24 protein-coding genes are annotated in these 26172 nt (G+C 45.7%); 17 read left to right on the top strand and 7 right to left on the bottom strand.

The features are described 5' to 3' along the window. Nucleotides 1-10 precede the first annotated feature (10 nt). The 6 genes from ACNKW2_RS08695 (at nt 11) to ACNKW2_RS08670 (ending at nt 8148) form a co-directional block, all read left to right on the top strand. Entirely contained in the window at nt 11-730 is a 720-nt protein-coding gene (locus ACNKW2_RS08695; protein WP_336566219.1) for a succinate dehydrogenase iron-sulfur subunit, read from the top strand. An 84-nt stretch (nt 731-814) separates the two neighbouring features. Further along, entirely contained in the window at nt 815-3628 is a 2814-nt protein-coding gene (locus ACNKW2_RS08690) for a 2-oxoglutarate dehydrogenase E1 component (protein ID WP_419148206.1), read from the top strand. A gap of 10 nt (nt 3629-3638) precedes the next feature. Next, nucleotides 3639-5171: a 2-oxoglutarate dehydrogenase complex dihydrolipoyllysine-residue succinyltransferase gene (odhB, locus tag ACNKW2_RS08685; protein ID WP_419148205.1), complete on the top strand. Its 1533-nt coding sequence runs from the start codon at nt 3639-3641 to the stop codon at nt 5169-5171. A gap of 173 nt (nt 5172-5344) precedes the next feature. Continuing rightward, a complete protein-coding gene (sucC, locus tag ACNKW2_RS08680; protein ID WP_419148204.1) occupies nt 5345-6511 on the top strand; it encodes an ADP-forming succinate--CoA ligase subunit beta in 1167 nt (388 codons plus the stop codon). Further along, a complete protein-coding gene (sucD, locus tag ACNKW2_RS08675) occupies nt 6511-7383 on the top strand; it encodes a succinate--CoA ligase subunit alpha (protein ID WP_336566225.1) in 873 nt (290 codons plus the stop codon). The genes sucC and sucD overlap by 1 nt, the downstream gene beginning before the upstream one ends. 336 nt (nt 7384-7719) lie before the next feature. Further along, nucleotides 7720-8148 carry a hypothetical protein gene (locus tag ACNKW2_RS08670; protein ID WP_419148203.1) on the top strand — a complete coding sequence of 143 codons (429 nt, stop codon included), beginning with the start codon at nt 7720-7722 and terminating at the stop codon, nt 8146-8148. A 30-nt stretch (nt 8149-8178) separates the two neighbouring features. Here the strand turns inward: ACNKW2_RS08670 and ACNKW2_RS08665 are convergent, their stop codons facing one another. Then, the gene (locus ACNKW2_RS08665; RefSeq protein WP_419148202.1) at nt 8179-8490 is read right to left on the bottom strand and encodes an antibiotic biosynthesis monooxygenase family protein; all 312 of its coding nucleotides are present in this window, start codon (nt 8488-8490) and stop codon (nt 8179-8181) included. 322 nt (nt 8491-8812) lie between these two features. Here ACNKW2_RS08665 and ACNKW2_RS08660 point away from each other — a divergent pair, with 322 nt between their 5' ends. The 4 genes from ACNKW2_RS08660 to ACNKW2_RS08645 all read left to right on the top strand — a co-directional run bounded on the left by ACNKW2_RS08660 (nt 8813) and on the right by ACNKW2_RS08645 (nt 14276). Beyond that, nucleotides 8813-11797: a TonB-dependent receptor gene (locus tag ACNKW2_RS08660; protein ID WP_419148201.1), complete on the top strand. Its 2985-nt coding sequence runs from the start codon at nt 8813-8815 to the stop codon at nt 11795-11797. Nucleotides 11798-11992: 195 nt separating this feature from the next. Next, nucleotides 11993-13081 (top strand): M24 family metallopeptidase, encoded by a 1089-nt coding sequence (locus ACNKW2_RS08655; protein WP_419148200.1) that lies wholly within the window; start codon nt 11993-11995, stop codon nt 13079-13081. A gap of 9 nt (nt 13082-13090) precedes the next feature. Further along, nucleotides 13091-14035: a bifunctional Delta(1)-pyrroline-2-carboxylate/Delta(1)-piperideine-2-carboxylate reductase gene (gene lhpI, locus ACNKW2_RS08650; protein ID WP_419148199.1), complete on the top strand. Its 945-nt coding sequence runs from the start codon at nt 13091-13093 to the stop codon at nt 14033-14035. Further along, the gene (locus ACNKW2_RS08645) at nt 14016-14276 is read left to right on the top strand and encodes a hypothetical protein (protein ID WP_419148198.1); all 261 of its coding nucleotides are present in this window, start codon (nt 14016-14018) and stop codon (nt 14274-14276) included. Before lhpI ends, ACNKW2_RS08645 begins: the two co-directional genes overlap by 20 nt. On the opposite strand, the gene ACNKW2_RS08640 is transcribed toward ACNKW2_RS08645, so the two are convergent. Further along, a complete protein-coding gene (locus ACNKW2_RS08640; RefSeq protein WP_419148197.1) occupies nt 14258-15424 on the bottom strand; it encodes a putative manganese transporter in 1167 nt (388 codons plus the stop codon). The genes ACNKW2_RS08645 and ACNKW2_RS08640 overlap by 19 nt on opposite strands. 62 nt (nt 15425-15486) lie before the next feature. Beyond that, nucleotides 15487-17121 carry a M28 family metallopeptidase gene (locus ACNKW2_RS08635; protein ID WP_419148196.1) on the bottom strand — a complete coding sequence of 545 codons (1635 nt, stop codon included), beginning with the start codon at nt 17119-17121 and terminating at the stop codon, nt 15487-15489. Between the two features lie 183 nt (nt 17122-17304). Between ACNKW2_RS08635 and ACNKW2_RS08630 the strand changes: the two genes are divergently transcribed. The 3 genes from ACNKW2_RS08630 to ACNKW2_RS08620 are packed head-to-tail and all read left to right on the top strand — an operon-like array spanning nt 17305 to nt 20096. Next, complete coding sequence (locus ACNKW2_RS08630) at nt 17305-18108, top strand: DUF3025 domain-containing protein (protein ID WP_419148195.1); 804 nt, start codon at nt 17305-17307, stop codon at nt 18106-18108. 1 nt (nt 18109) lies between these two features. Beyond that, nucleotides 18110-18895 carry an ABC transporter ATP-binding protein gene (locus ACNKW2_RS08625; RefSeq protein WP_419148194.1) on the top strand — a complete coding sequence of 262 codons (786 nt, stop codon included), beginning with the start codon at nt 18110-18112 and terminating at the stop codon, nt 18893-18895. After that, nucleotides 18888-20096: an ABC transporter permease gene (locus ACNKW2_RS08620; protein ID WP_419148193.1), complete on the top strand. Its 1209-nt coding sequence runs from the start codon at nt 18888-18890 to the stop codon at nt 20094-20096. The genes ACNKW2_RS08625 and ACNKW2_RS08620 overlap by 8 nt, the downstream gene beginning before the upstream one ends. A gap of 41 nt (nt 20097-20137) precedes the next feature. Here ACNKW2_RS08620 and ACNKW2_RS08615 read toward each other — a convergent pair whose 3' ends face one another. The 3 genes from ACNKW2_RS08615 to tsaA all read right to left on the bottom strand — a co-directional run bounded on the left by ACNKW2_RS08615 (nt 20138) and on the right by tsaA (nt 23604). Next, the gene (locus tag ACNKW2_RS08615) at nt 20138-20932 is read right to left on the bottom strand and encodes a UDP-2,3-diacylglucosamine diphosphatase (RefSeq protein WP_419148192.1); all 795 of its coding nucleotides are present in this window, start codon (nt 20930-20932) and stop codon (nt 20138-20140) included. 120 nt (nt 20933-21052) lie between these two features. Further along, nucleotides 21053-22777, bottom strand: coding sequence for a proline--tRNA ligase (locus ACNKW2_RS08610; protein ID WP_419148191.1), 1725 nt, complete (start codon nt 22775-22777; stop codon nt 21053-21055). 98 nt (nt 22778-22875) lie between these two features. After that, nucleotides 22876-23604: a tRNA (N6-threonylcarbamoyladenosine(37)-N6)-methyltransferase TrmO gene (tsaA, locus tag ACNKW2_RS08605; RefSeq protein ID WP_419148190.1), complete on the bottom strand. Its 729-nt coding sequence runs from the start codon at nt 23602-23604 to the stop codon at nt 22876-22878. Between the two features lie 162 nt (nt 23605-23766). Here tsaA and ACNKW2_RS08600 point away from each other — a divergent pair, with 162 nt between their 5' ends. After that, entirely contained in the window at nt 23767-23922 is a 156-nt protein-coding gene (locus ACNKW2_RS08600) for a hypothetical protein (protein WP_419148189.1), read from the top strand. A gap of 12 nt (nt 23923-23934) precedes the next feature. After that, nucleotides 23935-24222 (top strand): hypothetical protein, encoded by a 288-nt coding sequence (locus tag ACNKW2_RS08595; RefSeq protein WP_419148188.1) that lies wholly within the window; start codon nt 23935-23937, stop codon nt 24220-24222. Between the two features lies 1 nt (nt 24223). Here the strand turns inward: ACNKW2_RS08595 and ACNKW2_RS08590 are convergent, their stop codons facing one another. Beyond that, nucleotides 24224-24973 (bottom strand): EAL domain-containing protein, encoded by a 750-nt coding sequence (locus ACNKW2_RS08590; protein WP_419148187.1) that lies wholly within the window; start codon nt 24971-24973, stop codon nt 24224-24226. A gap of 214 nt (nt 24974-25187) precedes the next feature. On the opposite strand from ACNKW2_RS08590, the gene ACNKW2_RS08585 reads away from it, so the two are divergent. After that, nucleotides 25188-25718 (top strand): energy transducer TonB, encoded by a 531-nt coding sequence (locus ACNKW2_RS08585; RefSeq protein WP_419148186.1) that lies wholly within the window; start codon nt 25188-25190, stop codon nt 25716-25718. A gap of 24 nt (nt 25719-25742) precedes the next feature. Continuing rightward, nucleotides 25743-26090, top strand: coding sequence for a hypothetical protein (locus ACNKW2_RS08580; RefSeq protein ID WP_419148185.1), 348 nt, complete (start codon nt 25743-25745; stop codon nt 26088-26090). Nucleotides 26091-26172 lie beyond the last annotated feature (82 nt).

Genomic DNA, 26172 nt, shown 5'->3' with positions numbered 1-26172 from the left:
GAGCTAAGCGATGGCAACTTTAGAATTATCTGTTTATCGTTATAATCCTGATGAAGATGCAGCACCGCGCATGCAAGACTACACTCTAGAGGTAGAGGAAGGTCGTGACATGATGGTGCTAGATGCTCTGATGCAGTTAAAAGAGCAAGATCCATCTTTATCATTCCGCCGCTCATGCCGTGAAGGTGTGTGTGGTTCTGACGGTGTAAACATGAACGGTAAAAACGGTCTTGCTTGCATTACGCCTATTTCAGCATTGCAAAAAGGCGGCAAAGGCAAAATCGTTGTACGTCCATTACCGGGTCTTCCGGTTATTCGTGACTTGGTTATCGACATGAGCCAATTCTACACGCAATACGAGAAGGTTAAGCCGTACCTAATTAATGACAAGCCAACCGGTGGTGAAGAGCGTTTACAGTCAGTTGAAGACCGTGAAAAGCTTGACGGCCTGTACGAGTGTATTCTTTGTGCTTGTTGTTCAACGTCTTGTCCGTCTTTCTGGTGGAACCCAGATAAGTTCATCGGTCCTGCTGGCCTACTTCACGCTTACCGTTTCTTGGCTGATAGCCGTGATACGGCAACCGAAGAACGTCTTGCAGACCTTGATGATGCATTCAGCGTTTTCCGCTGTCACAGTATCATGAACTGTGTTAGCGTATGTCCTAAAGGCCTTAATCCGACTAAGGCAATTGGACAAATTAAATCAATGTTGTTAAACCGTTCGGTATAACACATACTACTAGCTAAGATGGCAAGCATTAGCTTGCCATCTTGTTTTCGTTTAAGTTTCTGCGCTAGATAAAAGGGCTAATAAATGCACGAAGGTGTGATGAAGGCATGGCTAGAATCTTCGCACTTGTACGGCGGTAACGTCGCATACGTAGAAGATCTATATGAGGCGTATCTAGACGATGCAGCTTCAGTGCCAGAAGAATGGCGAGAGGTGTTTGATCAACTGCCAAAAGTTGATGGGGTGGATGTTGATGCAAAACATTCAGAAGTAAGAGCGCAATTTGCTGAGCTTGCTAAAAACAAACACAAAGAGGTCGTGGTATCGGCAGAAGGTGCTGCTGACGCTAAACAAGTTAAAGTTCTGCAGTTAATTAACGCATTTCGATTCCGTGGTCATCAAAACGCAAACCTCGATCCCCTTGGGATTTGGCAAAGAGAGCGCGTTCGTGATTTAGACCCGAGTTTTCACGATTTAACTGATGCAGACCTAGATAAAGAATTTAACGTTGGCTCTTTTGCTTGTGGCAAAGAGACAATGAAACTGAAAGATTTGTATGCTGCCTTAAAAGAAACCTATTGTGGTTCGATTGGCGCAGAGTACATGCACATCACCTCAACGGAAGAAAAACGTTGGATCCAACAACGTTTAGAGTCCACCTTCGCCAAGCCTCAGTTTGACAAAGAAATGAAACTACGAATTTACAAAGGCCTGACGGCAGCAGACGGTCTGGAGAAATACCTAGGGGCGAAATTCCCAGGTGCTAAGCGTTTCTCACTTGAGGGTGGTGATGCCCTAGTGCCAATGCTGAAAGAGCTGATGCACCGCGCTGGTGAAAGCGGCCAAGAAGAAGCGGTTATTGGCATGGCCCACCGTGGTCGTTTGAACGTGTTAGTTAACGTCTTAGGTAAAAACCCGCAGGAGCTATTTGACGAGTTTGCTGGTAAATACGGCGAACAAGCCGGTTCTGGTGACGTGAAATACCACATGGGTTATTCTTCTGACTTTGGCACTAAGGGCGGCAACGTTCATATGGCCTTGGCCTTTAACCCGTCTCACTTAGAGATTGTTAATCCAGTGGTCATGGGTTCTGTACGTGCTCGTCTTGACCGTTTGAATTGCCAAAGCGGCTCCAAGGCATTACCTATTACGATCCATGGTGACTCAGCGATCGCTGGTCAAGGTGTTGTACAAGAAACATTTAACTTATCGCAAACCCGCGCTTACGGCGTTGGTGGTACAGTTCGTATTGTGGTGAATAACCAAGTTGGTTTCACCACTTCTAAACGTGAAGACACGCGTTCAACTGAGTACTGTACAGACATTGCGAAAATGGTTCAGGCGCCAATTTTCCACGTTAATTCTGACGATCCAGAAGCCGTTGCTTTTGTTACTCAAGTGGCATTGGATTACCGTAACAAATTTAAGCGTGATGTTGTTATTGACCTAGTTTGTTACCGTCGTCATGGTCACAATGAAGCGGATGAGCCAAATGCTACTCAACCGTTAATGTACCAAAAAGTGAAGAAGCACCCTGTACCGCGTCAGCTTTACTCTGAGCAGCTGATTAAAGAAGGGGTGATTTCGGAAGCAGAAGCGAAACAAATTTCCGATGACTACCGTAATGGTCTAGATAAAGGCCAGTGCGTTGTAGAAGAAATCCAAAAAGAAACTAAGCATTCTTCGGATTGGTCTAAATACGTTGGCCATGATTGGGATACGCCTTACGAGCCAAAACTTGATGTTGCAAAACTCAAAGAACTTGGTGAAAAGGTTGCTAGTTACCCAGAAGGTCATAAAGCTCAGTCTCGGGTTAAGAAAATTTATGACGACCGTATGGCCATGGCTAAAGGCGATAAGCCTTTGGACTGGGGTATGGCTGAGACTCTTGCCTACGCAACCTTAGTAGAAGAGGGAACAGACATACGTCTTACCGGTCAAGACTCAGGTCGTGGTACTTTCTTCCACCGTCATGCGGTAGTGCATAACCAAGAAGACGCATCAACTTATTTGCCACTGCAACACATCAGTGACAATCAAGGTGTGTTTGAAGTTTATGATTCAGTGTTATCTGAAGAAGCTGTGCTGGCGTTTGAGTATGGTTACGCCACGGCTGAACCAACGTCATTGGTATTATGGGAAGCGCAGTTTGGTGACTTTGCCAATGGTGCCCAGGTTGTATTTGACCAATTCTTGAGCTCTGGTGAGCAAAAGTGGGGCCGTTTATGTGGCTTAACCATGTTGTTACCTCATGGCTATGAAGGTCAAGGTCCAGAACACAGTTCAGCGCGCTTAGAGCGTTATCTGCAATTGTGTGCAGACCACAACATGCAAGTCTGTGTGCCAACGACGCCAGCGCAAGTATATGCTATGCTGCGCCGTCAATCGGTACGTCCATTACGTCGTCCACTGATTGTACTTACACCAAAATCACTGCTACGTCATCCATTGGCTGTATCTAGCCTTGAAGAGCTTGCCGATGGCGTGTTCCACAACATGATTGATGAAATTGATGACATCAACCCTGAGAAAGTGGAACGTGTTATATTCTGTAGCGGTAAGGTGTACTACGAACTACTGCAAGAGCGTCGTAAGCAAGAACTAGACAATGTTGCTATTGTCCGTGTTGAACAACTGTATCCGTTCCCTCATAAAGAGATGGACGAGATCATGGCTCGCTACCAACACGTTAAAGATTTCGTATGGTGTCAAGAAGAGCCGCAAAACCAAGGTGCTTGGTACTGCTCGCAACACCATTTCTGGGAAGCCATTCCATCAGGTGCTAATTTATCTTACGCTGGTCGTAAAGCGGCAGCAGCGCCTGCTTGTGGTTATATGTCTACCCATACTAAAGAACAAAACGCGTTAATTGCTGACGCTTTAACAATTAAGAAATAAGGAATAAGAGATGACAACCGAAATCAAGGTGCCTGTTCTTCCTGAGTCTGTTGCTGATGCAACGGTTGCCACTTGGCATGTAAGCGTTGGCGATAAAGTGACTCGAGATCAAAATCTAGTTGATATCGAAACTGATAAAGTGGTTTTAGAAGTTGTAGCACCAGAAGATGGTGTTATAACTGAGATTTCCGAAACTGAAGGAGCTACGGTTCTTTCAGATCAAGTAATCGCGCAACTGGGCGAGGCCGATGCTGCTGGTGCTTCTGACTCATCAGACTCATCGAAATCAGAACCAGAGCAAAACAAAGAAGAATCAGCCGCGTCAGACCCGACGCAAGCATCAGAAGGTAAAGAAGTGGACATTAAAGTACCTGTACTTCCTGAATCAGTAGCAGACGCTACCATTGCGACTTGGCACGTACAGCCAGGCGAATCTGTTAGCCGTGACCAAAACTTGGTTGATATTGAAACCGACAAAGTGGTTCTTGAAGTAGTTGCACCAGATGATGGTGTGATGGGCGAACAAATCCATGGCGAAGGTGAAACCGTTCTTGCTGATCAAGTGATTGGTAAAGTGGTAGCGGGCAGCGGTTCTGCACCGGCATCAGCGCCTGCAGAAGCGAAGCAAGAATCAACGTCTTCTGACTCTGACGAAAACTCAGATGTGTTAACGCCGTCAGTACGTCGTATGATTGCTGAGAAAGGCCTAGATGCGTCTAAGATCAAAGGTTCAGGTAAAGGTGGTCGTATCACCAAAGAAGACGTGGACAACTTCTTGAAGTCAGGCGCTAAGTCTGAATCAAAGCCAACAGCTTCTAGCACCACTACGGCACCAGTAGGTGAGCGTACGCAAAAACGCGTTCCAATGACGCGTCTTCGTAAGACCATTGCTAACCGCCTACTTGAAGCGAAGAATTCAACTGCAATGTTGACCACATTCAACGAAGTAAACATGAAGCCAATCATGGATCTTCGTAAGCAATACAAAGACGTATTTGAAGAGCGTCACGGTATTCGCTTAGGCTTTATGTCTTTCTACGTGAAAGCCGTAACTGAAGCACTTAAGCGCTTCCCGGAAGTGAATGCGTCAATCGACGGTGATGATATCGTTTATCACAACTACTTCGACATCAGCATCGCGGTATCTACGCCACGTGGTCTTGTGACTCCAGTACTACGTGACTGTGATAAGCTATCGGTTGCTGAAATTGAGAAAGGTATTCGTGAATTGGCACTAAAAGGTCGTGACGGCAAACTTACCGTTGATGACATGACTGGTGGTAACTTTACAATCACCAATGGTGGTGTATTTGGCTCGTTGATTTCAACGCCTATCATCAACCTACCTCAGTCTTCTATCTTGGGCATGCACAAAATCCAAGAGCGTCCAATGGCAGTAAACGGCAAGGTTGAAATCTTACCGATGATGTACTTGGCACTGTCGTACGATCACCGTCAAATTGATGGTAAAGAGTCGGTTGGCTTCTTAGTAACAATCAAAGAGTTGCTTGAAGATCCAACGCGTCTACTACTCGACGTATAACGTTTGTTTAAAGAATAAGCTGTATGCACGCATACAGCTTTTTTTTTGCGCCTTTGGTCTAAGTGGGGTTTTCATAGCAAGCCTTGGGATCTATACTATGAGCGCAATTTGGGATAGCTGATTATTTGCATAAATATTCAGCTTTTTTAGTATAAAAAATTGGATAAAGCATCATGAATTTGCATGAGTATCAGGCAAAACAACTTTTTGCCGAATATGGTCTACCTGTATCAGAAGGCTTTGCTTGTGATACACCTCAAGAAGCAGTTGAAGCTGCAGGTAAAATCGGTGGAGACAAGTGGGTTGTTAAATGTCAAGTACACGCTGGCGGCCGTGGTAAAGCGGGCGGTGTTAAACTGGCAGACAGCAAAGACGAAATCCGCGCATTCGCTGAAAACTGGTTAGGCAAAAACCTAGTTACTTACCAAACAGACGAGAAAGGTCAGCCAGTTGCTAAAATTTTAGTAGAAAGCTGCACTGATATTGCAAATGAACTATACCTAGGTGCCGTAGTTGACCGTGGAACACGTAAAGTTGTGTTCATGGCATCGACTGAAGGCGGTGTAGAAATCGAACAAGTTGCAGAAGAAACGCCTGAACTAATTCACAAAGCTGAGATCGATCCACTAGTTGGTCCTCAAGCTTATCAAGGTCGTGAGCTGGCGTTCAAACTTGGCTTGAACCCAACGCAAGTTAAGCAGTTCACTAAGATCTTTATGGGTCTTGCGCAAATGTTCATTAACCATGACTTCGCGCTACTTGAAATCAACCCATTAGTAATCACTGATGAAGGCAACCTTCACTGTCTAGACGGCAAAATCGGTGTTGATGGCAACGCGTTATTCCGCCAGCCTAAAATCCGTGAATTCCACGATCCTTCGCAAGAAGATGCTCGTGAAGCACACGCGGCAAGCTTTGAGCTTAACTACGTTGCATTAGACGGTAACGTTGGTTGTATGGTTAACGGTGCAGGCCTTGCGATGGGTACTATGGACATCGTAAACCTACATGGTGGCAAGCCAGCTAACTTCCTAGACGTTGGTGGCGGCGCAACCAAAGAGCGTGTATCAGAAGCATTCAAGATCATCCTTTCTGATGACAACGTGAAAGCAGTACTAGTTAACATCTTCGGTGGTATCGTACGTTGTGACATGATCGCAGAAGGTATTATCGGTGCGGTTAAAGAAGTTGGCGTAAACGTACCAGTAGTTGTACGTCTTGAAGGTACTAACGCGGAAGCTGGTCGTGAAGTACTAGCTAACTCAGGCCTTGACATCATTGCAGCTGAGTCTCTAACTGACGCTGCTGAGAAAGTAGTTGCTGCTGCGGAGGGCAAATAATGTCTGTATTAATTAACAAAGATACTAAAGTAATCTGTCAAGGTTTCACTGGTGGTCAGGGTACTTTCCACTCTGAGCAAGCTATCCAGTACGGTACACAAATGGTTGGTGGTGTTTCTCCTGGTAAAGGCGGCACAACTCACCTAGGCCTACCTGTATTTAACACAGTACGCGAAGCGGTAGAGTCTACAGGTGCAACGGCATCTGTTATCTATGTACCAGCTGCTTTTTGTAAAGACGCTATCCTTGAAGCGATCGACGCAGGCATCGAGCTAATCGTTTGTATCACTGAAGGTATCCCAACACTTGACATGGTTGATGTTAAAGTGAAGTTGGATGAAACGGGCGTTCGTATGATTGGTCCTAACTGCCCAGGTGTTATCACTCCAGGTGAAACTAAGATTGGTATCATGCCAGGCCACATCCACAAGCCAGGTAAAGTAGGTATCGTATCACGTTCTGGTACACTTACTTACGAAGCGGTTAAGCAAACTACTGACGCAGGCTTTGGTCAGTCTACGTGTGTTGGTATCGGTGGTGACCCAATCCCAGGTACTAACTTCATCGACGTGCTAGAAATGTTCGAGAAAGACGACCAAACTGAAGCAATCGTGATGATCGGTGAGATCGGCGGTACTGCTGAAGAAGAAGCGGCTGAATACATCAAGCACAACGTAACTAAACCAGTGGTTTCTTACATTGCTGGTGTTACAGCTCCTCCAGGTAAGCGTATGGGTCACGCTGGTGCAATTATCGCAGGCGGTAAAGGCACAGCTGATGAGAAATTCGCAGCCCTTGAAGAAGCAGGCGTTAAAACAGTACGCTCTCTTGCAGAAATCGGTTCTGCACTAAAAGAGAAAGCAGGCTGGTAATTGATTTAACAATCAATTGACGCTAAAAAGGCTCCTTAAGGGGCCTTTTTTGTGGCTAACTATTAGCGCAGACAATGAGCAAACTAATACCAATTCGCTTAATTAAGTGGTCTATTTGAGGCAAGAAAATTCTGTCGATAACACCGCTCTCGCGTCCTGCTACCGCCAAGGTACCTACATCCGTGTAGGCAAGGCAAAAATTTTGCTATTTAGTTGTTCTAAATGAGAAATTTTTAACGCAGTTAGCGTCGAATTAGCTCCCTCAAATTGAGCAGGTATTAATGCGGATTGGTATAATTAAGCCAGTGTTTATTTAATCTTAAGGAAGTAAGGAAAGTGAATCTTTATTTACTCGTAGCAGGGATATTGACTTTGATTGCAGCGCTGTTGCATCTCGGTTGTATTTATTTTGGCGCTTCTTGGTATCGGTTTTTTGGTGCCGGCGAGCACATGGCACGACTTGCTGAGCAGGGTAGTCATTATCCAACACTGATCACTAGTGTCATCACGTTTGTGCTGCTGATATGGTCTGCTTACGCTGCTGCTGGGGCCGGGTTGTTGGCCAAACTTCCCTTTATGCGCTGGGTATTGTCGAGCATCACGCTTTTACTTCTGCTGCGAGCGGTCGCTGGTTTTTATTTTATTTTTCAACCCTTGGGGCGCACGCCAGCATTTTGGCTCTGGAGCTCATTAATCTGTTTACTTTTAGCATGCTTTTACGGACTGGGCTTAATACGACAATGGCCAGCGTTGGCAAAAAAATAAACCGGGGTTTTATGCCGGCGTATGATACTACTAGACACTATACTCGCGCTCGACTTTGGCAATGCGTGTGGTGTAACTGGTATACCACTTTTGCTGGCCGTGCTTTTGTGCTTCAACGTGCTCGGCATTGGCTTTCCATGCTTTAATTGATTCTAGGTCTTGCCAATAAGATACGGTGATGCCAACGTCTTCTCGCGCTGATTCTATGCCTAAAAAACCAGGTTGCAATTGCGCCAGCTCTACCATTCTTGCTGCGGTTTGCGCATACCCTTCATCGTCACTGTTTTTAATATTGGTAAAAATGACCGCGTAATAGGGGGGTGCTGGGGTTTTTGCTATCATAAGCTGGTTTGTGTTCCTAATATGTCTGTATTCCTTTATAGCAGTGAAAACAGGCCTTGATCAACCTGTGTAATGACACCGTGCTCTGTTATTGTTTACGGCTTGACTCGATTTTAACTTGTACGCTGGCGAACCCACGCCTTTTTATCCGCAATTAGCACTATCCTACAGATATCGCTTTAATTTTAAGTTCATTTAAAACAACGAGTTGAGAATAAATCTGTATTTTGTGGATAATAAATATTGTATACAATATATCAATTGTGTATTGTTTAGTCGTTACCAACACACACTCACATCAATGGGAACAAAAGGAAAAACAATGCGTAATAACAAAAAAATCACGCAACTATTTAACAAAACACTCACCGCCTCGGCCTTGATGATTGCCCTTGGCAGCAGCAGTGCGTTTGCGGCAGATGGCAATAGTACGGTTAAAGGCAACATAGTCAACAGCCAAGGCGCGGACCTTAATAATGCTCAGCTGGTCTTTACCCATAAAAGCAAAGGCCTGGTTTTTACTGTGCAAACCAATAGTAAGGGTGAGTATCTTTTGCGAAACCTGCCGGTAGGTCGCTACTCGGTGGCGATTAACAAACAGGGGTTTGAAACCGTGATAGAGCAGGATATTGCCCTTAATATTGGTCAAGCCATGATCCTCGATGCCCAGCTCCTGCGCGCAGGGCAAGATATTGAAAGGATCGCAGTCACTGGTACGGCAATTCGTCGTGTCGATATGGCGTCATCAACAGCTGGAGTCACCTTTACCGACAGCGATTTAAAAGTCATGCCAGTCAATACTGGCTTTGAAAGTATTGCCCTATTAGCACCTGGCACAGCCCAGCCTGGTGGTAGCAATTTCAAAGGAGCGTCGAGTTTTGGCGGCTCCTCTGCAGCAGAAAATGGCTATTACTTTAATGGTTTAAATGTCACCAGTATTCAAACTGGCTTAGGTTCTATTCGCTTGCCTTGGGAAGCCATTTCGCAAACGCAAGTGAAAACCGGTGGGATCAGTCCAGAGTTTGGTGGGGCACTTGGCGGTATTGTCAATGCCGTGTCTAAATCCGGTGATAACGAATTTAAATTCGGTGCAGAAGTCCGCTTAGACCCGTCATTTAGCCATGATTACCATGACTCCAACTACCAAGATAACGGCACCATCAACATCAACACGCAACAAGATTATGACTCGTTTCGTGAGCTACAACTGTGGGCCAGTGGCGCGTTAATAGAAGACAGCTTGTTTTATTATGGCTTATTTGCACCGCGAAAGGAGGTCAACCGCTGGGCTGAGCAAACGATCTTTAATGACCGTGAAAGAGAGGAAGACCGCTGGTTTGCCAAAGTGGATTGGTTTATTGATGAGGACCATTCATTGGGCTTTTCTGCCATGAATAATAAACGACAATGGAGCAGACAAAGTTATACCTACGATTGGCAGAGCAACGAGATTGGCGAGAAACAAGGCGTAGCTGCACCAGGTGAAGATGGCGGTAAAGTCTACAGCATCGACTATAACGGCTACTTTACCGACTTCTTCTCGGTATCAGCGGTCATTGGTCGAGTTACTGAAAACGTTGAGAACATCGTGGCTTCAACACTTCCTGGTGTTTGGGATGAGCGTAGCAGCTTTGTAACGCTATCAAGTCATACAGCAGCAGGCATTAGTGAAAAGGAGTTTATTCGTGACCAAGCCCGTATCGATTTTAATATCGACTTGGATTATCACTCTATTTTATTTGGTGTTGATTACACCAAAGTATCGGTGGATTATTTTGAAGGCCAAAATGGTCTTGGCGCTGCAGAAGGTTGGTGGAGCATTAAAACGGCTGGTGAAAACAGCATATCTGGCGCTGCCATTGGTGAAGATTATGTTGAACGCCGGGTTCGAACCCGTACGGTCGACTCTGAAGTAAACTCATTGGCCTTCTATGTTAATGACTCTTGGCAGGTGACGGATGAGCTGGTTGTGAATTTAGGGCTAAGATACAGCCAGTTTGAAAACACCGTCACCGATGGTCGTGCTTATGTTGATATGGACAATCAACTAGCACCAAGGCTGCAGGCGATTTACGACCTCAATGGCGACGGTGAGTCTAAGGTCTTTTTCACTTATGGTCGTTATTTCCAGCCGGTGTCGGCCAATATGAACATCACTCAGGGCAGTGCTTCAATTGAATGGTTTGAATATTTTGACCTCGACCAAGTGGATGCCAATGGCTTTCCAGTGCTGTTATCTGATGGCTCCCCTAGTCGCGGGGCGATGCTCAGAGACCGACGCTGGCGTCAACGGGGGATCACTGAGCCTGGTCTGATTGCTTCTTCTTCACTAAACCCCATGTATTCAGACGAGTTTACGCTGGGTTATCAAACCGAGGTATTTGATGACATGGCGTTTGGCGTACGTGCCATTTATCGTGACTTAGGCCGCAGTGTTGAAGACACCGATGTTGGCCCGGTACTGGCGAAAAAACTCGCCGAGCTTGGTATTGCCGACAATGTCGGGCAGGGGTCGTATTACGTGCTCAACAACCCAGGCGAAGCGATATCGATGAGCTACGACTTTGATGGTGATGGCCAAGTCGATGACGTTACCCTCACGGCTGAAGAATTAGCGCTACAACAAGCGGTAAGAAAGTATCTCGCCCTTGAGTTCACTTTAGAGGGCAATATTACCGATAAACTGCGAATTAATTCTTCTTATACCTGGTCCCATAGCTATGGTAATACTGAGGGGTTAGTTAAAACCGACAACAACCAAGCCGATCCCGGTTGGACCACCTCTTATGATTACGCCGACTTAATGGATCATGGTTACGGAAATTTGCCTAACGATCACCGCCATTCGCTTAAGGTCTCAGGCTCCTATGACATCACTGATAACTTTACCCTAGGTTTGGTTGCACGGACGGTTGCAGGTCGTCCCACCAACTACTTTTCGAAACACCCAGTTGGAGTAGACAGTTGTGCTCCTGGCAGTCCATGGGATGCCTGTATCAGTAAATATTACGGTCACGTTTCTCACTATGACGAGAATGGTGAGCCAACACCTCGAGGCAGCGTGGATAATTTACCTTGGGCAACCACAATCGATTTATCCTTAAGCTATCAAGTGGACGTCGCCGGTCATGATTTACTGCTTAAAGGCACTGTTTATAACCTCTTGAATGCCGATAAAGCGCTCGATATTCGTGAGCAACGCTCATTAGATGGTGATAATGGTCTGATCCTAAACCCAGATTATGGCCTGGTCAGCATGCGCCAAAAAGAAAGGTATCTGTCATTAGTCGCGCGTTTTACCTTTTAAAGCAAGACTCATGTTATGAACTATAACCCCCGGTGATAAAACCATGCCAACGGAATTTCCCTAGGCAAGTACCCTAAGCCGAGCTTTGACTCGGCTTATTTCTCTGACAGGTCGATAAAAGTCTGCAACGATAACTTGATTTTAATAGTAGGGTTAACCTTGTCGATTTACCAACAATAGGAGTAGTAACATTCAATGCAAGTGGATTATTTAACCAGACAACAAAAGCTAATCGCTCGGTTACAACAACATAATCTTCAGGCAATGCTGATTTTTGGTTATGAAAACATTCTCTATTTAACTGGCTTTAGTGGTAATGCGGCGACCTTAATGATTAACACGGATGGCGCAGCTGTGCTTATCACCGACTATCGCTATTATGAACGTGCTTGTGCGGAAACACAGGACGTTGAGGTTGTGTTACGAGACCGCGACAAAGAATCACTACCAGCGTGTTTGTTTCGGTTATTGGGTGAAGCTAAGCAGATTTGTTTTGAAGCACATAAACTCACTCACCATGAATATTTAGCGTTATGCCAAGCCTGCCCAGCATCAACGTCGCTGCAAGTGGCTCAACACTGGGTGGAACAGCTAAGAGAGCTAAAAGATGACTATGAGATAGCCTCTATCAAGCGCGCCGCAGCCATTGCCGATCAAGCATTGCTAGAAACCTTGCCACTGCTAAAGGCTGGGATCACAGAGCGAGAAGCCGCGCTGGAACTGGAGTACCGTATGCAGCGGTTAGGTTCACAAGGCATGTCATTTGCCACAATCTTATTGTTTGGCGCCCGCAGCTCTTTGCCACATGGCAGCCCAGGAGAAACCAAACTGAAGGAAGGTGACATGATCTTGCTTGATTTTGGTGCCGTGGTTAATGGTTACCGCTCCGATATGACCAGAAGTTATGTGTTAGGTACGCCAAGCAAGCGGCAACAAGCCATATTCGATACCGTGCAGAGCGCACAACAACAGGCTCTGGCATTGCTAAAACCTGGTTGCGACTGCCAACAGCTTAATGATGCCGCCCACCAAGTGTTAAGCCACAGTGAATTTAGTGAATTTGCAGGAGAGGGGCTGGGGCATGGCTTGGGATTATTTTTGCACGAAACCCCATTTATCAAACCCGGAGTCAATCACCAGCTACAAGTGGGCAATGTGATCACCATTGAGCCGGGAATTTATATTCCTAATTTTGGCGGTGTCAGGCTGGAAGAAGACGTATTGATCACCGAATCTGGCTATCAACGCTTGACTCATGCACCACAACAATTTCAACTAGGCTAGGAGGCAAACATGAAGATCATATCGGCGCAGCAAGTGGCCAGTCAGTTAAATTTTACGCGCTTGATTACGGCATTGCGCGAGGGATTTGCACAGCAAGCAGGCATGCCAACTCGCCATGTCTATGAGCTTAATCAACAGCCAGACAATCACGATGCCTTTGCGGTGTTACCTGCCTGGAATGAAACGGTAATTGGGGTTAAAGCGTTTACCTACTTCCCAGACAATAAGCAGCAACAAAAAGCCACTTTACACTCCAAAATCATGCTATTTGAACGCCAACATGGCGAGCCATTAGCATTAGTGGATGGTACCGAAGTAACGCTATGGCGAACGGCTGCGGTTGCGGCGTTAGCAGCTGACTATTTAGCGCCGAAAAACGTACGTCACTTGGTGTTCTTTGGTTCAGGAAATCTATCTCGTTATATGATAAATGCCCACTTAGCGGTGCGAGAATATCAACAGGTGAGTGTGATTGCCCGCAACCAAGACGCAGGCTTAGCGCTGGTTGAATCGCTTGGCGCTGAGTATCCTGAGATTGAATTCAACTTTGCTATGCAAGCCAGTGAAAACATGATTGCCAATGCCGACGTCATTAGCTGTGCTACTGGCAGCCAGCAACCGCTGTTTAAAGGTACGTGGCTCACTCCAGGCACGCATATTGATTGCATCGGCAACCACCACCGTGAAGGCCGTGAATGCGATAGCGACACTGTGGTTAAAAGTCGCGTTTTTGTCGACAGTCGTGCTAATGTATTAAACGAAGCGGGTGAGTTACTGCTGCCCATCAAAGAAGGGGTCTTTTCGCCTACGGATGTGGTTGCAGAGCTCAGTGAAATGACCAAGGATCAAGGGGGCCGAGAAACTGAACAAGAGATCACCTTGTTTAAATCGGTTGGCACCGCCTTGAGTGATCTAATTGGAGCAAAATTAGTCTATGACCTGGTTCAACAATAAGGAACATGGCAAGGTATATGAGGTATTGGCGGTGGTGAAAGCCGCCGACAAGCGGATGATTAACCCGCTAATATGCCATGAAAGCCATATGTTGGTAAGTTACCAATTAGCCAGTGGTGAGCAAAAAAGCGAACAGCTGTTGTTTGATGAGGTGTTTTATCACGCATTTCATGACCATCAGCCCTGTTATGTGATGGTGGATGACAGTGGAATTCGCCACTATCACCCGTGCCAAAAATAAAGCCCGTATCCGACCATAAAGGCCGGAATGGCGGAGTACAAGGTGGCCACTAAAGCCGCTTTGGGCGCCAGTGCAATGGCGGGAAATAGGGCATCACCGTCGTTAGCAACGGCGTTCGCGGCTAAGGCGCTGAACGGCACTATGCCTTGCAAATAAAGCGTTGTTACAACAATTTGTGGACCACAGCCGGGCAGTAAGCCAATAGTAATGGCCACTAAGGGAGCGTAAATGGCAAACTGGTTAAACCAAAGCCCCAGATCTAACCCAAACAACACCGTCGCTAGTTCATACAGTAAAAAGCTGGCCACCACCCAAGCGGTAACAAAGTGGGTGTCTTGCAAAACGCGAGTTAATTTTCCGGGCTCATTGTGCTGCTCATCTTCTGAGGTAATGTCTTTATACGTCATCCCTTTTGAGCTAAGTGCCCAAATACACACGGCAAACAAACCCAGTGCGGCGCCAGACCAAGTTATGGCGTTTTGAAAGCGGCCAAAATCGCTATTAAAGGCAATGGCAAGGGCAATGACCACGCTTGGCGCTAAAAACAACTTCCAGACCGAGCGGCTGAGTACTACGGCTTTAGGAATAGCTTGTGTGTGTGCCTGATGTTCAACATCCCCCGCAGGGGCACAGAAATTGGGCGCGTGAAAAAGGCGAACCACGAAGCCACTAAGGCAACCAACGAGAATACCCAAAGAGATAATTTGCAGCGCGGTGGTAGGAGCTTTGGCCATTAATAAAAAAGCCGCATCGCCCATGGTGGCGGTAAGCACAGCGACCACCGCCGCAAAGCTGGCTTGGCCTTTGGTAAATTGGGTAACCACAATAATTGCGCCACCACAGCCTGGCAACGCTCCCATGAAGGACGCCATGATAATTTCCAAGGTGGCGGATTGTTGACTTAGGTAGCTGAGGTTTAGCTGCGGTAGTTTGTCGACAAGGTAGTAGTAAATAAGCAAGGTTGCTGCAACAAACACAGTAACTTGATAAAAGGCATCGCTCAGAGCGCCAATAACGACACTGCGGGTACTGTCCATAAACAGCAACAGAGCAATTAAAGCAGGTAACAGCAAGCGTTTATTCAATAGCGCTCCTAACGTATTAACCGCTGTATGATAAGGGTAGTGTTGAAGTAGGGACGAAAACATAAAGTGCAACCGGCATTGATAACTAGGTTGCACTTTAGCTTTAATCTAAATGATAATCAATATCAATTAGTCTGTTTTCTTTGGAACTCAGCCGTTTTGTTCCATTTTGGCCAGGCTTCTTGTTGTGACACGTCGTAGCCCACTTTGAAAAACAGCTGTAGATCTTGTACCGCGCCGCTTAAGTCCCACTCTTCACGGTAACGGTCACAAGGTTGATGGTAACAGCCTCTAAGTACCAAGCCCATGCGTTTACGGTACGTTGCCGTGGCCTCGTCACGAGCCTCTGTACCGCCGCCAGCATACATGGCTGGCACGCCCATGTTGGCAAAGGCAAAGTGATCTGAGCGATAGTAGCCACCAGCTGCCGGACGAGGATCGCCAGAAACGTCACGGTCTTGCTGTTTGGCCGCCGCAGCTAAAATGCCATCGAGCTCAGATTTACCAATACCAACAACGCTAATGTCTTTTACTTTACCTAACAGGTTTAGGCTGTCCATATTAATGTTGGCCACTGTTTTATCCGCTGGAATAACGGGATTAGCGGCATAATATTTTGCCCCTAATAAACCTTGCTCTTCAGCAGTCACTGCAAGGAAGGTCATTGAGCGGTCTGGGCGGTTTGGTAATTTAGTAAAGGCCTCTGCCACCTCAATCATGCCCCCTGTGCCACTGGCATTATCATGAGCACCATTGTAAATTTGATCGCCTTTACGATTGGGGTCAATGCCAAGGTGATCCCAGTGGGCAGAATAGATAATGTGCTCATCAGGCTTTTCACTACCAGGCAAGGTGGCAATAAAGTTATAAGAGGTGGACTTTTTAATGGTGTTTTTAACTGTAACAGAGGCTGTTAAGTCGCCCATGTCGACATGATAAGCACCTTGTGCAGCCTTTTGCTTCGCAGTTTCAAAGTCAAGGCCGGCTTTTTCAAACAGCTCTTTGGCAACATCCACGGTAATCCAGCCTTCCACCGCGACACGGTCCATGTTGTTATTTTCTTTATCAAAACCAAACTGTGGACCACTCCAAGAGTTCTCTACAACACTCCATGGATAGGAAGCCGGAGCCGTTTCATGAATAATGATAGCGCCCGCAGCGCCTTGACGAGATGCTTCTTCGTATTTGTAAGTCCAACGACCATAATAGGTCATGGCTTCACCGGTGAATAAGCCAGAATCTGGGTTGGCGAAACCTGGGTCGTTAACCAGCATCACCACGGTTTTACCTTCTACATCTAGGCCTTCATAGTCATTCCAGTTGTACTCAGGAGCATTAACACCATAGCCAACGAACACCAGCTCTGAATCGTTAATTGCTTCTAACTCGCTGATCCGAGCAGAGCCCATTACCATGTCTTTTTTGTATTGGTAGCTTTTACCACCAATTTCTAAGCTCATATTGGGATCGGCTTCTAATGACACCAACGGCACTTCTTGTAAAAAGCTATTGCCGTTGCCTGGTTCATAACCAAGCGCTTTGAAGTGTTTAGTAAGATAAGCGAGCGTGAGTTCTTCGCCTTTAGTTGAAGGGGCACGGCCACCAAATTCATCTGAAGCAAGAGTTTTTATATGGGCTCTTAGCTGAGCATCGTTAATGCTGTTATATGCCGTGTCTAAATCATCAGTGGTGTTAGCCGTCGTCATACAACCAGCAAGGACTGCCATTGACAGCGCCGTGAGCGTCAGTTTACGTTTCATAATTGCCTTTCTTTTACTTGTTAGGAACCCCTAAGTAGTACCATAAAAGCGCGATAAATTCGAGCGAGATAAGGCAAGTAGGTAGAACCGCTGGTGGCTTACGCTTATTTACAATTGAGTTTTGCCTCTGTGCAGAGGCTCAAGTAAAATGCTGGTTAATGCTCTAATATCGCGCTTGTATTAATGAAAAAATTTACCGCACCAGAAACTTGGCAGGTTAAGTGCCTTAACAACCCGGCTTTTAGTCATCTCAATGACTTATTTCAATTACACCAACAACCAGACTGGCCATCACCACAGTGGCTGACGGCACAAGTTAACCGAGTGAGCAAACAGCACTATGATACGGTGTTTGTCGCTGATCATGAGCTTGATTTCGGCGATAAATATTACGAAGAAATTATTTATCAAAGCCATCAAGTGCCCACCCGTAGTAACAATTGGCATGACTTATTTGGTGCCTTAATATGGTGTTTGTTTCCGAAAACCAAAGCGTTACTTAATGCCTTGCACATTGCAGAGATAGAACAATTTGGTTTGAAACAGCGCAGCAAAAAACGCAATGCCCTGACCTTATTCGATGAGTGCGGCATGGTATTAGCAATTGATGATGAAAAGTGGCGCACCAAGCTGCAAGCACACCAATGGCAAAGCGTGTTTTACGATAACAGAGCAGCCTGGTTTAGTCGTATTCAGCCTTTTGTATTTGGCCATGCCAATTATGAAATGATGACCAACCCCTTTATCGGTTTAACCGCTAAATTGTTGTGTATTGTCGTTCCTCCTGAGTTCAACACATTGAGCTTGGCGCAGCAGTATCAGTATTTAGATGAGCAATTGGTGGCGTGGATCAATGATGGTTTGCTGGACGATAACAGTCAATTGTCGCCGCTGCCGCTGCTAGGGATCCCAACTTGGCATACGCAGGCTCAAGACTTAACCTTTTACCAAAATACGGATTATTTTCGTCCTAAGAGAAGGAAGTAGCATGATAGCTATATCAGGACTAAAAAAGCGCTTTGTACTGACCAAAGAGCATAAAAAGAACAAAAGCACCGCCGACCCCAGAGAGCGCGATGGTTACTTTCATAGCGTGGAAGACGTCAGTTTATTTTGTGGCGCAGGGGAAGTATTAGGTCTACTTGGCCCCAATGGCGCAGGTAAAACCACCACGTTACGGATGTTATCTACGGCACTCAAACCAGATGCTGGGAGCATTAACATTGCAGGCAAAGACGTAGTAAAAAAACCAATATTGGCAAGAAAGGCGATTGGCTTTCTTTCGGGCTCAACCGGGCTTTATGGTCGTCTTACCGCGAAAGAAAACGTCGAATACTTTGCTCGACTTCATGGCATGCGGGGCAAATCGCTAAAACAACGCTGTGACGAGCTGTTTCAGCGCTTAGAAATGACCAGTTTTTTGGATAAAAGGGCCGAGCACTTATCCACAGGGATGAAGCAAAAAACCAATATTGCCCGAGCTGTGGTTCACAACCCTGAGGTGGTGGTACTGGATGAGCCCACCACTGGCTTGGATATTATGACCACACAAACCGTGATTGAATTTATACGCGACCTAAAGTCGCAAGGTACTCCGGTTATTTTTTCAACCCATCATCTCGACGAAATTGCTTTATTGTGTGACCGGGTATCAGTAATTAATGAAGGGGTAACCTGCTTTGATGGTTCATTATCGCAGTTTAAAGAGCAAGGGCAAAGCCAAGAGCTAAATCAAGCCTTTTTAAACCTATTAACGGGAGGCACAGATGTTTGAGGTTTTTTTAAAAGAAGTGCGTGAACTGCTGCGTGACCGCAAAACCTTGTTTTTTGTTATCGCCTTACCCATGTTGATCTTTCCGGTAATTATGGCGTTAATGGGGTTTTTGGCTTCTCAGGCCGCACTCGAGGCCAAGCAAGAAGTGCACACTTATTACTTGGTCAATTCTCAGTATGCCGAACCTTTTGCCGAAAAAGTGTTTTACCATAAAAGTTTTCAACTGTACCAAGGTGACAGGACTCTGAATACAGTGGCTGAGCTTCGTCAGGCCGTGAAAGATGGCATTATCGATGTTGGCATTTTTATTCCTTCAGATCCGGTTGCGAACCTAAATGACGGGGTCAAAAGTGAATGGCAAATTGTGTTTAATGACGCGCAATCCATTAACTTTATTTTCAATCGCTTGTCAGAACTGGCAAAAGACTTTTCAAATCAGTTGAGAGCGGCAAAGTTAGATCAATTAGGGCTCTCTAAAGCGCTACAACAAGCGATCCTAGAGCCCATCAGTATTAATAAGGTCGATACCGCAGACACCCGTGAAAACTTGGGGGAGAAGCTCGGTGCCTTTATTCCCTATATGCTGATACCACTAGTGTTGATGGGAGCAAGCTATCCAGCTATTGATTTAGGTGCCGGTGAAAAAGAGCGCGGCACACTTGAAACGCTGCTGTTAACGCCTATTTCTCGAACCGAGCTGGTTTTAGGGAAGTTTTTAACGGTCTTAAGCAGCTCGATTTTTTGCGCCATGGTAACGGTGTCGAGCATGGCATTATGGATAGCAATAGCAAGTCAATTTGTGGCATTAGATATCGTTAAAAGCGCTTTTTCTTCAGTAGCATTATTGGACTTCTTATTGATCTTTGCGTTGTTACTGCCTGTGGCTGTGATGCTTTCTGCATTGACCTTAGCCATATCCATCTATGCTCGTAGCTTTAAAGAAGCACAAAACTACATGGGACCACTGGGTATGGGGATTTTTATTCCCATTGCAGTGTCGCTATTGCCTAATATGGAGCTCACCAGTAAAACGGCGCTTATTCCGCTGACCAACGTGGCATTAGCGATTAAAGAGATCATTAAAGGCACGGTAAATTATGCTGATGTGGCGATGATTTTTGCTGCCTCAGCGACGCTGGCTGCCCTGTTACTGTTCTGTTGCGTTAAATGGTTTAATAAAGAGAGTGTACTATTTCGATAATGTTTGCGGCTCGCAGTCACAAGGACTCGAGCCGAGCTCGTTTACGCAGCTTTTATTTCATTCACTTTATCTATTTCCACCACATTCAACACCGCTTGAACATCAGACCAATGTAATAATTCGATACGGCCTTCGGCGTTTTCCACCAGGGCCGTGCAGTTCTCTATCCAATCACCATCATTACAGTAAACAATGCCATCAACTACGCGGATCTCCGGCTGGTGGATATGGCCACAAATGATGCCATCAACCCCTTGTTTTTTAGCTTCATGAATGGCGGCATGTTCAAACGCGGCGATGGCGGCTCTGGCTTTATGAACGCGTTGTTTTAACCAAGAAGCCAATGACCAGTAGTGACCGCCATATAACCTTCTAAAGCGGTTAGTCCAGCGGTTTAAAAACAGTAAGAAGTCATAAGCGGCATCACCAATGATGCTGATCAGTTTGTTATAGCGGGTAGCGCTGTCAAAGTCATCACCGTGCAGCAGTAAAAACCGTTTTCCAGCCGATGTGGTATGAATATAAGTATGGTGTACTTCGACTTTAAATAAATGTTGGCCACAGTAATTGCGAAAGGTTTCGTCATGATTACCGGGAATATAAATCACCCGAGTGCCGTTTGCTGCTTTTTGTTGGATGCACTCTAATACTTGATAGTGAGAAGGATGCCAATAAAACTGCCGTTTCATTGACCACAAGTCGATAATGTCTCCCACCAAATAAAGTACATCACAGTCCGTTTTATTTAGAAAGTCGAGTAAGTAGTCGGCTTTGCAATCTTTATAGCCTAAGTGTACGTCAGAGATCCAAATGCTGGGGTAGTAGGTTTTGTTCATAGCGCTGGCCTTTAGCGTAATAATGACCATGCTAAAAAGCGAATGTGACAGGGGTGGGGCAGTTATAAGAAGGTAACATGACAAAGAGCATACCTGAGTATGCTCTTTTCAGTGGTGGTATTAGCCCTTAACTGCTGCTGTGATGGTGGCCACAGCTGTGTCTATGTCGAGCATTTGCTTCTCGCCAGTGTGGCGATTTTTCAATTCCACCTGATTGTTATCTAGGTTACGCTCGCCAATTACAAGGGTGTAAGGAATACCAACGAGTTCCATGTCGTTAAACATCACACCAGGGCGCTCTTTACGGTCATCAAATAACACATCGATGCCCGCAGCTTGCAACTGAGCATAAAAGTTTTCCGCGATTTCAGGAATGCGATGCGATTTATGCATATTCATTGGCACAATCGCAACTTCGAATGGCGCTATGGCGAGTGGCCATTTGATCCCATATTTATCGTTATTTTGCTCAATGGCAGCGGCAACAATACGAGAAACACCAATACCATAACACCCCATGGTCAGCGTTTGGTTTTTACCGTCTTCTCCTAACACTCCGGCTTTCATGGCTTCGGAATATTTGCTACCAAGCTGGAATACGTGGCCCACTTCAATGCCGCGCTTTATTTGCACCTTGCCGTTGCCACATGGACTTGGATCGCCTTCCACCACATTACGAATATCGGCAACGGTGTAGTCAGTAACGTCACGGTCCCAATTGATGCCGCTGTAGTGTTCACCATCTTTATTGGCACCGGCAACAAAATCAGCCATCACATTTGCGCTGCGATCAACGATGATCGGCATAGTAAGACCAACTGGGCCTAATGAACCGGGCTTAGCACCAATGGCGTTAACAATGTCTTCTTCACTGGCCATTTCTAAAGGCGCATGAACCAGCTCATGTTTCTCAGCTTTAAGCTCGTTAAGTTCATGATCGCCACGTAAAACCAACGCCACTAAACCTCGTTCACCGTTATCATCTTCGGCACCATAGACAATTAAGGTTTTCACACCACGGTGTGGCTTCACGCCGTGTTTAGCTTTTAAGTCAGCAATAGTAAAGGCTTCAGGCGTGGCAAAACGGTTTAGCTCTTTGCTTGGAGCAGGTCTTGGCTCTGTGGGTGCGAGCGCTTCAGCTTTTTCAATATTGGCGGCATAGTCGCTGCTATCACTAAAGGCAATGGCGTCTTCACCGGATTCAGCCAGAACATGGAATTCGTGAGATAAGTTACCACCGATGGAGCCACTGTCTGCAATTACTGGGCGATAATCCACACCAAGACGGTCAAAGATATTACAATAGGCCTTAAACATCTTATGGTAGGTATTTTCTAAACACTCATCCGTTAGGTGGAATGAGTAAGCGTCTTTCATGGTGAACTCACGTGAGCGCATTACCCCAAAGCGAGGGCGAACCTCGTCTCTTACCTTGGTACTGATTTGGTACAGTGTTAACGGCAGTTGCTTATAACTATTAATTTCACGACGAACGAGGTCGGTGATGACCTCTTCGTGTGTTGGACCCAGCGCAAAAGGACGGCCGTGGCGGTCGTTAATACGCATTAGCTCTGGGCCGAATTGCTCCCAGCGGCCAGATTCTTGCCACAGCTCAGCAGGCTGAATAACCGGCATTGACAGTTCAATGGCGCCGGCTTTGTCCATTTCTTCACGCACGATCCGCTCTACTTTACGAAATACTTTCAGGCCAGAAGGTAGCCAAGTATAAAGGCCAGAGGCTAATTTACGGATCATGCCAGCTCTAAGCATAAGTTGGTGGCTGACTATTTCAGCGTCTGACGGCGTTTCTTTTAACGTCGCCAAGATATATTCACTCGTACGCATCGTAATTCCAGTATAAGTTACTTATTGTTCTCGTATGGCGCATATTCTAGCAGTGCCAGAGGCGCTTACAAAGCTTTAATCCAACACAATTCAGCGGGCTATTTGTCCGACTCGCTGAACTGTTGTTCTGTTGTGATGTCGAAGACATGATTATGGTCACCTTCCACACGCCAGCGAATATTATAGTGATACAAACTCATGCCATACTCTTGTTGTTCACTACGCTTCTTTTTATAAGCGGGCCTTGGGTCTTGTTTCAGCACATTGGTAATAAACGCTTGCAGCTCGGGGTAGTGAGATTGCTGGGTAATGAAATCCAATGCTGTGTCACTAAAGCTCACCGTCATGGCGGTTTCTGGTCGACTATCTGCAAACCCTGCCGTGGCGTCTAGTTGGCCATCGGAATAGGGTAAATAGGGTTTAATATCGATGATGGGGGTACCATCAAGTAAATCGACCCCAGACAGCAATAAACTCAGCTGCCCTTGATGATATTCAATACCATCCAGCTTTACCGCACTCATGCCAATGCCATTGGGGCGAAAGGTGGCGCGGGTTGCAAATACGCCTTTGCGCTCATTGCCACCAAGGCGAGGCGGGCGCACCAGCGCGGAATAGCCTTTTTCAGCAGTTTCATGAAAGCGGAACAAAAGCCAAACATGGCTGAAAGCATCTAATCCACGAACAAACTCTTCGCGGTTAAAGTCGGGGCAAAACTCCAGTCGCGCTTTGGCTTCTGGCACCAACCTTGGTTGTCTGGGAATGGCAAATTTTTGTTTGTAAGGAGACTTAATGTAGCCAACAGGCGTTATGGTAATGGTTTCCACGGGGTTCTCTATTTAATTGCTTGGCTCGATTTTACTACTAAAATTCACATTAGCCAAAGGCTTAAGACTAAAGTGCTGTAATGAGCTGTAATGAGCTGTAATGTCATTAATGTAGAATATTGCATAATCTTACTGCCATGGATTTAGCCTAGGAGTTTGATTATGGCAACCACAGAGCATACAAAACCGGCTGCAGCAAAAGTAAAGGAGCCAGTTCAAAAAGATTTCGCCACCCGCGCACAACAATATAAAAACGTATTAGATGAACTGGCAGTAATACCGCACCTTAAGAGTCGTTTAAAAGAAATAGCCCGATGAAATGGAATGAAAATGGAATTCAAGTCTCAGGTTGAACACAGTTGTCAACAAGTTCTCAATAGTGCCTCACCCATTCGGCCTGTATTAGTGGCAGCCATATCAAGGCGCAGAGCAAACCTGCAAGCGATCATTAAAGAACTGAATGAAGGCTCGGTGAGTCCAGCTAAATTGGATGCGTTGTTAAGTGAAGAGGTTAACAAAGTTGCCAACGTATTGATTGAACAAAGTAACTTAAGTCAATTTGAAGCGAAGCAAAAAAGTGAGAAAGCCATCTTCACTTTGGCGAAAAGGCTAATGTGAGCTAGCCCTGTTCGTCGAGTTTGTGCCAGTCGATGGTAGGAAGTGCCTCTAGTGCAGGCCGTGCAAAGTAATAGCCTTGGAATAAGCTGACGCCCAATGACTGCAAATAGCGAAACTCAGCTTGGGTTTCGACTCCCTCAGCCAATAATGACACTCCCAGTTCACTACAGGTAAGCAGCATGCCCTTAACGATAGCTTGCTTGGCAGGGTCTTTGTCGATATCGGTAATAAGCGACATATCCAGCTTAATTAAGTCAGGTTGAAAGCCACTGAGTAAGCTAAGTCCGGCATAACCCTCACCAAAGTCATCAATGGCGGTTTTGAATCCGTTTGCGCGATAGGTTTTGAAAATATGGGTAAGGTAGCTGCGGCTGATCACTTGCTCTTGTTCCGTCACCTCAAAAATTATCTGTTTCGTTGGGAAACCACAGCGTCTAGCGCTTTTAATGGTGGCTGCCAAGCAAGCCAATGGCTCGTAAATAGCTTGCGGCATAAAGTTGATATTGAGGTTATCTTCTTTGCTGAGCTCGGCGAAGGTTTCAATAGCCGTGATGCGACAACGCTGATCGAAGCTGTATTGATTGTCCTCATTGACTTGGCTCAATATTTCAAAGGCGCTTTCGCCATTGGCGCCTCTGACTAATGCTTCGTAAGAGAAAATACTGCGTTTGGACACATCAACAATAGGTTGGAAAGCCATTTTAATATCAAAGTCTAAGGCTTGCTTACACTTGCAACTGCTGGCAATCATACATTCCTTTATTATCTACGGTAATCAGTATTTTAAAAGTAGCAGGTGACGCTAAAAGATAAAGTAAAAACAGCACTTTTTGTTTGTCCTTTGTAAGGTACATTGAATCCGAAAAAGACTACTGATAGGATGAGTTGAGTATAACAATAACAAGGAAAATCGTTTGAATACCAAATCATTTATACTACCTGTAGCTATCTCTATAGGGTTATCTATGCCATCAGCTGCAGCTCCTAAACAAGAGTTGCACTTAGCTACTGTTACCAAAGCAACACCAATAGATCGGGTAAAGCCGCGTTACCCAAAAACTGCGGCTTTAAAAGGTGGCGAAGGCTGGGTTAAACTGAGTTATATTGTCAATGAAGATGGCTCTGTCAGCTCGCCCATTGTTGAAGACTCATCAGGCCAGCGGGCATTTGAGCGAGAATCTTTACGTACCGTTAAACGCTGGCGTTATGAACCCGCCGTAAGTAATGGTAAAGCGATAAAGCAATGTAAAAATTCAGTGATGATGAGCTTTCGGCTTGATGATTCTCCTCAAGGCGCATCAAAACCTTTCATTTATAGCTATCGCAAGGCTTCTGAGTTTTTAGATGAAGGCAAGCTGAAAGCAGCTAAAGAAAAAATTGATAAGTTAATTGAGCGAAAGCGTTTGAATTTATATGAGGAAACCTATTTTAACTTATTACAGTCTCGTTATTACCAACTGACAAAGCAGCCAGAGCAGCAGCTCAGAGCCCTTTAAGGGATCATTTGGCATGGCCAAGAAGTGATTGGTGATGAGGCTTACGCTCAAAGCTTAGCAAAAAGTATTGTCCTTCAGGCACAGTTGCAAAAATTTAAGGGCGCCCTTAACGATTTTGACTCGCTTAAACAAATGACTGAACAGCAAAAGTTTATTGACGCTACCGCCCCGACGGTGGAAAAGATAGAAGCTGTCGTTGCCGATCCTGAAAGACTACTTGTTACTGATGCGAAAGTAAATGAACGTGCCAGCTGGACGCATCAGTTGATCCGTAACGCATTCACGCTTTCTGAAATAAACGGGGAGCTGCACAACCTTGAGGTGCGCTGTGAAAACAAATATTCCAGCTTTACCATTAAAGAGCAAGTGTAATGGACTATTCCTAAGTCTTGGGGCGAGTGCGAGGGCGTTCAAAATTCTGTGTCAGATAATAACGCCTAAATATCCAAGTACC

It is taken from the genome of Pseudoalteromonas 'SMAR' (genome assembly GCF_048515945.1).
In the GTDB taxonomy this organism is placed as follows: Bacteria; Pseudomonadota; Gammaproteobacteria; order Enterobacterales; family Alteromonadaceae; genus Pseudoalteromonas.
This window is presented reverse-complemented; position numbering and strand designations above follow the sequence as displayed.

Coding starts and splice junctions, on each gene's coding strand:
- ACNKW2_RS08695 (WP_336566219.1), top strand. CDS start 11: ATGGCAACTTTAGAATTATCTGTTTATCGTTATAATCCTGATGAAGAT.
- ACNKW2_RS08690 (WP_419148206.1), top strand. CDS start 815: ATGCACGAAGGTGTGATGAAGGCATGGCTAGAATCTTCGCACTTGTAC.
- odhB (WP_419148205.1), top strand. CDS start 3,639: ATGACAACCGAAATCAAGGTGCCTGTTCTTCCTGAGTCTGTTGCTGAT.
- sucC (WP_419148204.1), top strand. CDS start 5,345: ATGAATTTGCATGAGTATCAGGCAAAACAACTTTTTGCCGAATATGGT.
- sucD (WP_336566225.1), top strand. CDS start 6,511: ATGTCTGTATTAATTAACAAAGATACTAAAGTAATCTGTCAAGGTTTC.
- ACNKW2_RS08665 (WP_419148202.1), bottom strand. CDS start 8,490: ATGATAGCAAAAACCCCAGCACCCCCCTATTACGCGGTCATTTTTACC.
- ACNKW2_RS08660 (WP_419148201.1), top strand. CDS start 8,813: ATGCGTAATAACAAAAAAATCACGCAACTATTTAACAAAACACTCACC.
- ACNKW2_RS08655 (WP_419148200.1), top strand. CDS start 11,993: ATGCAAGTGGATTATTTAACCAGACAACAAAAGCTAATCGCTCGGTTA.
- lhpI (WP_419148199.1), top strand. CDS start 13,091: ATGAAGATCATATCGGCGCAGCAAGTGGCCAGTCAGTTAAATTTTACG.
- ACNKW2_RS08645 (WP_419148198.1), top strand. CDS start 14,016: ATGACCTGGTTCAACAATAAGGAACATGGCAAGGTATATGAGGTATTG.
- ACNKW2_RS08640 (WP_419148197.1), bottom strand. CDS start 15,424: ATGTTTTCGTCCCTACTTCAACACTACCCTTATCATACAGCGGTTAAT.
- ACNKW2_RS08635 (WP_419148196.1), bottom strand. CDS start 17,121: ATGAAACGTAAACTGACGCTCACGGCGCTGTCAATGGCAGTCCTTGCT.
- ACNKW2_RS08630 (WP_419148195.1), top strand. CDS start 17,305: ATGAAAAAATTTACCGCACCAGAAACTTGGCAGGTTAAGTGCCTTAAC.
- ACNKW2_RS08625 (WP_419148194.1), top strand. CDS start 18,110: ATGATAGCTATATCAGGACTAAAAAAGCGCTTTGTACTGACCAAAGAG.
- ACNKW2_RS08620 (WP_419148193.1), top strand. CDS start 18,888: ATGTTTGAGGTTTTTTTAAAAGAAGTGCGTGAACTGCTGCGTGACCGC.
- ACNKW2_RS08615 (WP_419148192.1), bottom strand. CDS start 20,932: ATGAACAAAACCTACTACCCCAGCATTTGGATCTCTGACGTACACTTA.
- ACNKW2_RS08610 (WP_419148191.1), bottom strand. CDS start 22,777: ATGCGTACGAGTGAATATATCTTGGCGACGTTAAAAGAAACGCCGTCA.
- ACNKW2_RS08600 (WP_419148189.1), top strand. CDS start 23,767: ATGGCAACCACAGAGCATACAAAACCGGCTGCAGCAAAAGTAAAGGAG.
- ACNKW2_RS08595 (WP_419148188.1), top strand. CDS start 23,935: ATGGAATTCAAGTCTCAGGTTGAACACAGTTGTCAACAAGTTCTCAAT.
- ACNKW2_RS08590 (WP_419148187.1), bottom strand. CDS start 24,973: ATGATTGCCAGCAGTTGCAAGTGTAAGCAAGCCTTAGACTTTGATATT.
- ACNKW2_RS08585 (WP_419148186.1), top strand. CDS start 25,188: ATGCCATCAGCTGCAGCTCCTAAACAAGAGTTGCACTTAGCTACTGTT.